Annotated in this window: 4 protein-coding genes; all 4 read right to left on the bottom strand. The window is 69.8% G+C overall.

Going from position 1 to position 5,258, the window contains the following annotated elements; all coding sequences use genetic code 11:
• Positions 1–67: 67 nt before the first annotated feature.
• The 4 genes from WH07_RS20225 to WH07_RS20210 all read right to left on the bottom strand — a co-directional run bounded on the left by WH07_RS20225 (position 68) and on the right by WH07_RS20210 (position 4,998).
• On the bottom strand, positions 68–1,477 hold the full coding sequence (locus tag WH07_RS20225) for a GH1 family beta-glucosidase (protein ID WP_046501806.1): 1,410 nt from the start codon (positions 1,475–1,477) through the stop codon (positions 68–70).
• A 178-nt stretch (positions 1,478–1,655) separates the two neighbouring features.
• Positions 1,656–2,573 carry a carbohydrate ABC transporter permease gene (locus WH07_RS20220; protein ID WP_046501803.1) on the bottom strand — a complete coding sequence of 306 codons (918 nt, stop codon included), beginning with the start codon at positions 2,571–2,573 and terminating at the stop codon, positions 1,656–1,658.
• 8 nt (positions 2,574–2,581) lie between these two features.
• Positions 2,582–3,661, bottom strand: coding sequence for a carbohydrate ABC transporter permease (locus WH07_RS20215; protein ID WP_046501800.1), 1,080 nt, complete (start codon positions 3,659–3,661; stop codon positions 2,582–2,584).
• Between the two features lie 2 nt (positions 3,662–3,663).
• On the bottom strand, positions 3,664–4,998 hold the full coding sequence (locus WH07_RS20210; RefSeq protein ID WP_046501797.1) for an ABC transporter substrate-binding protein: 1,335 nt from the start codon (positions 4,996–4,998) through the stop codon (positions 3,664–3,666).
• Between the last annotated feature and the right edge of the window lie 260 nt (positions 4,999–5,258).

The following is a 5,258-nucleotide window of genomic DNA, read 5'->3' as shown; positions in this document are numbered from 1 at the left end:
CCCCCGCGCCCCGGCCGGATCCCCCCCATCCGGCCGGGGCACGCCGTACGGCCGCCCACGGGCGAGGTCAGCCGACCGGGACTTCCGGGAGTACGCCTGTACCGGCCAGGCGCGCGTACCACAGGGCGCTGGACTTCGGGGTGCGGCGCTGGGTCTCGTAGTCCACGTGCACCGCGCCGAAGCGCTTGCCGTAGCCGTACGACCACTCGAAGTTGTCCAGCAGCGACCAGAGGAAGTAGCCCCGCACGTCCGCGCCGTCGTCGATCGCGCGCCGGACCGCCGCGAGATGGCCGTGCAGATAGCGGATCCGGTCCGGGTCGTGGACCGTGCCGTCGGCGTCCGGCTGGTCCGCGTACGCGGCGCCGTTCTCGGTGATCATCAGCGGCAGCCCCGGCACCTCGCGCGTGTAGCGGAGGAGCAGGTCGTACAGCCCGCTCGGATCCACCGACCAGCCCATCTCGGTGAGTTCACCGGGCGGCTGGTGGAAGGCCACCGAGTCGGCGCCCGGCCAGGGGGAGTGCTCGCTCGCGCGCTGCCCGTCGCGCCGGGCGGCGGGCCCGTCCGCGGCGGCCGAGACGACCGTGGGCGCGTAGTAGTTGATGCCCAGCGAGTCCAGCGGCTGCCGGGCCGTGGCCGTGTCCCCGTCCTGGACGAACGCCCAGTCCGTGATCCGCGCCGTGTCCGCGAAGAGATCCTCCGGGTACGCGCCGCGCAGCATCGGCCCCGTGAAGATCCGGTTCGCGAGCGCGTCGATACGGCGGCGCGCGTCCAGGTCCGCGGGCGACTGCGTACGGGCCCGTACCGCCGCCGGGTTGAGGCTCACCGAGATCCGGCCGCGCGCGGGAATCACCGAGCGCAGCGCCTGCGCGGCCAGACCGTGCCCCAGGTTGAGATGGTGCGCGGCGCTCAGCGCGAGCGACGGGCTCGTACGGCCCGGGGCGTGCTCCCCGGACGCGTACCCCAGGAAGGCCGTGCACCAGGGCTCGTTGAGGGTGATCCAGCGCTCCACCCGGTCGCCCAGCGCCTCGCCCACGCACCGCGCGTACTCCGCGAAGCGGTACGCCGTCTCGCGCCGGGGCCAGCCGCCCGCCGCCTCCAGGTCCTGCGGCAGATCCCAGTGGTAGAGGGTGAGGACGGGCTCGATGCCGTGCGCGAGCAGATCGTCGACCAGCTCCCGGTAGAAGTCGAGACCGCGCTGGATGGCCGGGCCGCGCCCGGTGGGCTGGACACGAGGCCAGGAGACCGAGAAGCGGTACGCGTTCACCCCCAGGTCCGCCATGAGCCGGACGTCCTCGGCCCTGCGGTGGAAGTGGTCGACCGCGACATCCCCGGTGTGCCCCTTCTCGACCTTGCCGGGGGTGTGGCTGAAGGTGTCCCAGATGGAGGGGGTACGCCCGTTCTCGCGGGCCGCGCCCTCGATCTGGTACGCGGCGGTGGCGGTGCCCCACAGGAAGCCGGGCGGAAAGGTGTCTGACATGTGCAGCTCCCGTTGACCGTAGATGTGAGGGATGAGGTACGGAGGCCTCGGCGGCGGCCGACCGGACCCCGCCCGGAGCAGGCCTGGACCGCGCCGCCCTCCCGGCGCGGTCCAGGGCGTGTTCCGGAAGGCCCGTCCCGCGGGCGGACGACGCCACTTCCGGAACACGCCCTGGACATCAGCCCTTGACGGCGCCCTGCATGATCCCGCCGACGATGTGCCTGCCGAACAGCACGAACGCGATCAGCAGCGGCAGCGTACCCAGCAGCGCCCCGGCCATGATCACCGACTGGTCGGGGATATAGCCGCGGCCGAGCCCGGTCAGCGCCACCTGCACCGTCGGACTGCCGTTCTGGGTCAGGGCGATGATCGGCCAGAAGAAATCGTTCCAGGCCATCACGAACGTCAGCATCCCCAGCACCGCCATCGCCGGCCGCGCGGCCGGGAAGACCACGTGCCACACCACCCGCCAGCTACTCGCGCCGTCCACCCGCGCCGCCTCGATCAGCTCCGTGGGCAGCGCCCCGATCAGGTACTGCCGCATGAAGAACACCCCGAAGGCGCTCACCAGGGTGGGCAGGATGACGGACTGGAGCTGGTCGGTCCAGGACAGCTCGGCGATCAGCATGTACAGCGGTACGACACTGAGCTGCGGCGGCACCATCATCGTGCCGATCACCATCAGCAGGAGCACGTTCTGGAACCGGAAGCGCAGCTTGGCGAAGGCGAACCCGGCGAGCGTGGAGAAGAGCACCGTACCCGTGGCGATGGCCCCGGCGACCACCGTCGTATTGAGCAGGGCTGTCCCCATGTTGGCGTCGGTCCAGGCGATCTCCAGGTTCTTGAAGAGGTTTCCGCCGAACCAGAACGGCGGCGGCGTCTGGGCGAGCCGGGTGTTGTTGCGCGAGGCCGCGATCGCCGTCCACACCAGCGGGAAGAGCGAGCCGACGGTGAAGATGATCAGTACGGCGTAGGTGATCGGGCCGCCGTGGAGCTGCCGGCCCGCGCCGCGCTTCCTCGGCCGGGCGCCGCGCCCGCCGTCGGTCTCGGCGGGGCCGGGGGCCGTATCGGTGAGTGTCTGCGAAGTCGTCGACATGGGTCCCCCTACGCGCTCTTGCGGAGACGGCGGCCGATGACCCAGTTCACCGCGCCGATGATCAGCAGGATCAGGAACATCGTCCAGGCGATCGCGGAGGCCCGGCCGAGATGCAGATTCACCCAGCCCTGTTCGTACAGATAGAGCCCGAGCGTCTGGAACTGGTGACTGGCCCCGCCGGTCGCACCCGCGCCGCCGTTGAACAGCAGCGGCTCACCGAAGAGCTGGGTCGCGCCGATCGTCGAGACCACGCAGGTGAACAGGATCGTCGGCCGGAGCGAGGGCACGGTCACATGGATGAACTGCTGCCAGCGCGAGGCCCCGTCCAGGGCGGCCGACTCGTACAGATCGTTGGGGATGGCCTGCATCGCCGCCAGATAGATCAGGGCGTTGTAGCCCGTCCAGCGCCAGATGACGATGGTGGAGACCGCGAGCTGCGAGGTCCAGGTGCCGTTCTGCCAGTCGACCGGATCGATCCCGACGATCCCCAGCAGCCAGTTGATCATCCCGTAGTCGCGTCCGAAGAGCAGGACGAAGACCAGGGTCGCGGCGGCCACCGAGGTGGCGTACGGGGTGAGGACCGCGACCCGGAAGAACATCGAGCCGCGCAGCCGGTAGTTGAGCAGATGCGCGATGCCCAGCGCGATCAGAAGCTGCGGGACGGTGGAGAGCAGCCCGATGGTGACGGTGTTCTGGAGGGCGTTCCAGAAGAACTCGTCACCGAGCAGCCGCGAGAAGTTCCGCAGGCCCACCCACTCCATGTCGGTGGGCGCGGTCAGCTCCACCCGGTGCAGCGAGGCCCAGCCGGTGTAGAGCAGCGGGAAGAGGCCGAAGGCCAGGAAGAAGACGAAGAAGGGGGCGACGAAGGCGTACGGACTCCATCGCACATCGCGGCGGTACCAGCGGCTGCGCCGCTCCCGGCGGCGCTCCTGGCGTGCCTCGTCAGCCGGACCGTGACCCTGGTCCCGGTGCTGCCCGGACTTCGTGGCCGCGCTCCGTACGGTCGTACCGCCGCCGCTGCCGTCGTCCTGCGCCGGGGCCGCGCCCTCCTCCTCGGAGGGCGCGGCGGCACGTGCGTCACTGGACATCGTCACTGGTCCAGCGCGTTGTCGATCGCCTTCACGGCGGCGTTCCAGCCGTCCTTGGAGGACGTGCCCTTCTGGTCGACCTGGAGCATGCCGATGTCGGCCAGGTTCTGCGCGATGATCAGGTCCTTGGGACCGACGATCTGGACCGGTACGCCCTTGGCGGCCGTCGAGAAGATCTGGCCGATGGGGGCGTTGTCGAAGTACGGGTGCTTGGCGTCGGAGACGGCCGGCAGCGAGTACGCGGCCTGTGAACTCGGGAAGCTGCCACGCTTGGCGAAGAGCGTGGCCTGCTGTTCGGGTGCGGTCAGCCAGGCGACGAGTTTGGCCGCCGCCTCCTTGTTCTTGCTCGCTTCGGGCACCGTCAGGAAGGAACCGCCCCAGTTGCTGGGCTTGGGCGCGGCGGCCACGTCCCACTTGCCCTTGCCGGCCTCACCGCCCTTGTCCTGGATGTAACCGAGCATCCAGGCCGGGCAGGAGACGGTGGCGAAGGTGCCGTTGGCGAAGCCCTGGTCCCAGCCGGGGGTGAACTGCTGGAGCTTGGCGGTCAGTCCGGCGCTCGCGAACTCCGCGGCGGTGTCCCAGGCTTCGCGCACGGCCGGGTTGGACTTGTAGATGACCTTGCCGTCCTTGTCGTAGAACCGGTTGGCGTTGCTGCCGGTGATGGCGGCCATCACCCCGCTCGCCGAGTCCACGAAGGCCTTGCCCTTGGGGGCCCTGGCCTTGAACTGCTTCCCGGTCGCAAGGAACTTCTGCCAGTCGCCCGCCCACAGCTTGCCGACCTCCTCGCGGTCGGTGGGCAGTCCGGCGGCCTCGAACAGGTCCTTGCGGTAACAGATGCCCTGCGGGCCGATGTCGGTGCCGAGCGCGATGGTCTTGCCGGCCGTGGTGGTGGCCTGCGACCACTTCCAGGGCAGGAAGCTGTCCTTCTGCACGCCCGCGGTCTTGCCGAGGTCCACCAGCTTGTCGCCCTGGGTGGCCGTGATCTCGGCGATGTTGTTGACCTCGATGGCCTGGATGTCGGCGAGTCCGCTGCCGCTGCCCAGGTGGGTGAGGAGCTGCGGGTAGTAGTTCTCGTTGCGCTCGATCGAGGTCTGCTTGATGACCACGTCCTTGTTGAGCTTCATGTACTGGTCGTAGAGCCCGGCCTCCTGGAGACCGAAGGCCCCGAAGACCCCCACCGTGATAGTGGTCTTGCCCTTGCCGCCTTCGCCGCCGCCCGGCGCGCTGCCGGAGGGTTCTTCGCTGTCCTGGGCACAGCCGGACAGAATGCCGGCGCCGAGCGCGGCGACGGCCGCGAGGACCACCACCCGGCGGGACGAGCGGGTACGTGTGCGCATTACGTCCTCCTAATGCACCGACGTGTCCGGCTCCGGCCAACTGCTGAGTGCGGCTCGGCGGTTGGGAGGGGGTCCGGTGCGGTCGGGATACGTGCGGGGCATGAATGGGTCAGGTACGGTGGGAGCGCTCCCATGTGTGATGTGTTGAAGCGTCGCGGGTCCCCGTAGGGGTGTCAAGGGACCGGGCGGCGCGAGGTGGCTCGTTTATGGGTTTGTTGGATTACGCCATGGGGCGGGGGCCGGATTCGTCGGGGGAGGTG

Source organism: Streptomyces odonnellii, assembly GCF_000981895.1.
Lineage (GTDB): Bacteria > Actinomycetota > Actinomycetes > Streptomycetales > Streptomycetaceae > Streptomyces > Streptomyces odonnellii.
Note: the sequence above shows the minus strand (reverse complement) of the source record. Positions and strands in the feature narration are given on the sequence as shown.